Origin of the sequence: Streptomyces sp. NPDC057654, from assembly GCF_042800135.1 — a bacterium.
Lineage (GTDB): Bacteria > Actinomycetota > Actinomycetes > Streptomycetales > Streptomycetaceae > Streptomyces.
In genome coordinates, this window is sequence record NZ_JBHVHQ010001170.1 from 1 (window position 1) to 2,110 (window position 2,110).

General features: G+C 71.5%; 1 protein-coding gene. It reads right to left on the reverse strand.

The window, feature by feature from the left end:
- On the reverse strand, positions 1–1,794 hold a 1,794-nt coding region (locus ACFU99_RS41670), incomplete at its 3' end, for a DEAD/DEAH box helicase (protein WP_384403442.1).
- Positions 1,795–2,110 lie beyond the last annotated feature (316 nt).

Below are 2,110 nucleotides of genomic sequence, written 5' to 3' on the forward strand. Positions count from 1 at the left end.
CGGGCGGTCGTCACGGTTGAAGGAGCGCGCCGGACGGTCCCGGTCGCCACCACGGTTGAAGCCACCGCCCGAGCGGTCGTCACGACGCTCGTACGAACGACCGCCACGGTCATCACGCCGGTCATCCCGACGGTCGTCGCGGCGCTCGAAGTTGCCCCGCTCGTCACGGCGCTCGTTCGCCTGGGCCGGCACCGACGCGGCGGCGGCCGCGGCCGTCTCCTCGGCCTTCTCGGTGGCGGCGGCCTCGGCGGCGGCGGCCACGGCGGCCTCCGGGTCCTCGCCGCGCTCTCGGGCGGAGCGCGCCCGCAGGCGGTCCGCCTCCTCGCGCAGCTCGGTCGCGCGGCGCTGCACCCGCTCCAGCTGCCGGCCGAGGTCCTGGACCTCGCGCTCGGCCTGCTTGGCGGCGTTGTTCGCGGAGTCGGCCTGCACCTCGGTCAGCGAGCGGGCGCCGGTGATCTGGGCGACCTCGTCGTCGAACGCGCCGGCGCCGCCGACGATGTGGCGCGAGGCGTCCACGCCCGCGTCCTCCATCAGCCGGAAGATCTGCTTGCGCTGGTGCGGCAGGGCGAGCGAGACGACGGTGCCGGACTGGCCCGCGCGGGCCGTACGGCCGGAACGGTGCAGGTAGTCCTTGTGGTCACCGGCCGGGTCGACGTTGAGCACCAGGTCGATGCCGTCGACGTGGATGCCGCGGGCGGCGACGTCGGTGGCGACGAGGACGTTGACGTAGCCGTCCTTGAAGTCCGCCAGCGTGCGGGTGCGCGCGCCCTGCGTCATGCCGCCGTGCAGCGCGTCCGCGCGCACACCGGAGTCGATCAGCTGCTCCGCGATGCGGTCGGCGCCCAGCTGGGTCCGGACGAAGATGATCGTGCGGCCCTTGCGGGCGGCGATGGCGGCGGTGACCGGCGCCTTGTCCTTCGGCTTCACGACGAGCACGTGGTGGGTCATGGTGGTGACCGCGCCCTGGGCCGCGTCGACCTCGTGGCTGACCGGGTCGGTCAGGTAGCGCTTGACCAGGGTGCCGATCTCGTTCTCCATCGTGGCGGAGAACAGCATCCGCTGGCCGCCCGTGGGCACCAGGTCGAGCAGCTCGGTGACCTCGGGCAGGAAGCCCAGGTCGGCCATCTGGTCGGCCTCGTCGAGAACGGCCACCTCGACCTTGTCGAGGGTGGCGGCGCCGCGGTTGATGATGTCCCGCAGCCGGCCCGGGGTGGCGACGAGGATGTCGACGCCGCGCTCCAGGGCGTAGATCTGGTTGCCCATCGAGGTGCCGCCGCAGACGACCTTCATCTTGAGGCCGAGCACGTCGCCGTAGGGCTGGAGCGCGTCGGCGACCTGCATCGCCAGCTCGCGGGTCGGGGTGAGGATCAGGCCGCGGGGGCGCTTCTTCTCGGTGTGGCCGTCGGCCAGCTGGGTCAGCAGCGGCAGGCCGAAGGAGAGGGTCTTGCCGGAGCCCGTACGGCCGCGGCCGAGGATGTCCTTGCCGGACAGGGCGTCCGGGATCGTCGCGGCCTGGATCGGGAACGGCGTGGTGACGCCGTTCTGCGCCAGCTTGCGGACGATGTGCTCGTTGAGCCCGAGGTCGCCGAAGGTGATGGTCGGCTCGGCGGCCTCATCTTCGACGGCTTCGGCTTCCTCGACTGCTTCAACGGCTTCGACGGCTTCGGCAGCCTCGGACACCGGGGTGTTCTCGGTGTTCTCGGTGCTCACTGCGTGCTGTGCCTCTGCTGCACTCTCAACGCTCTCGTCGTTCACGGCGTTGTCGGCGGAGACGGCTGTGCTGGAAATGGACATGCGAAATGCGAAACCTTCCGGAGTCTCGGCACGCGCCCAAGCTCCGTGTCGGCTTCACAAATGACCGCCTCAATGCGGTCAGCCACGGCAAGGTAAGGAACGCGCCACGCGGCGCGCTTCGGTTCGGCGCCGGGCAAATGGGATCAAACGATCTACCACCATACGCACCCCACCCCGCGCCACGCAAGTCGCCCCCTGATCAGCCGCCGCCGCAGGCCGCACGCCCCGCCGCGCAGCCCCCGCCGTACGGCCTCGCCACACGGGCTCGTCACACGGCGTACGTCATACGCCGCACGCCGTACGTGCGCTACGCCAC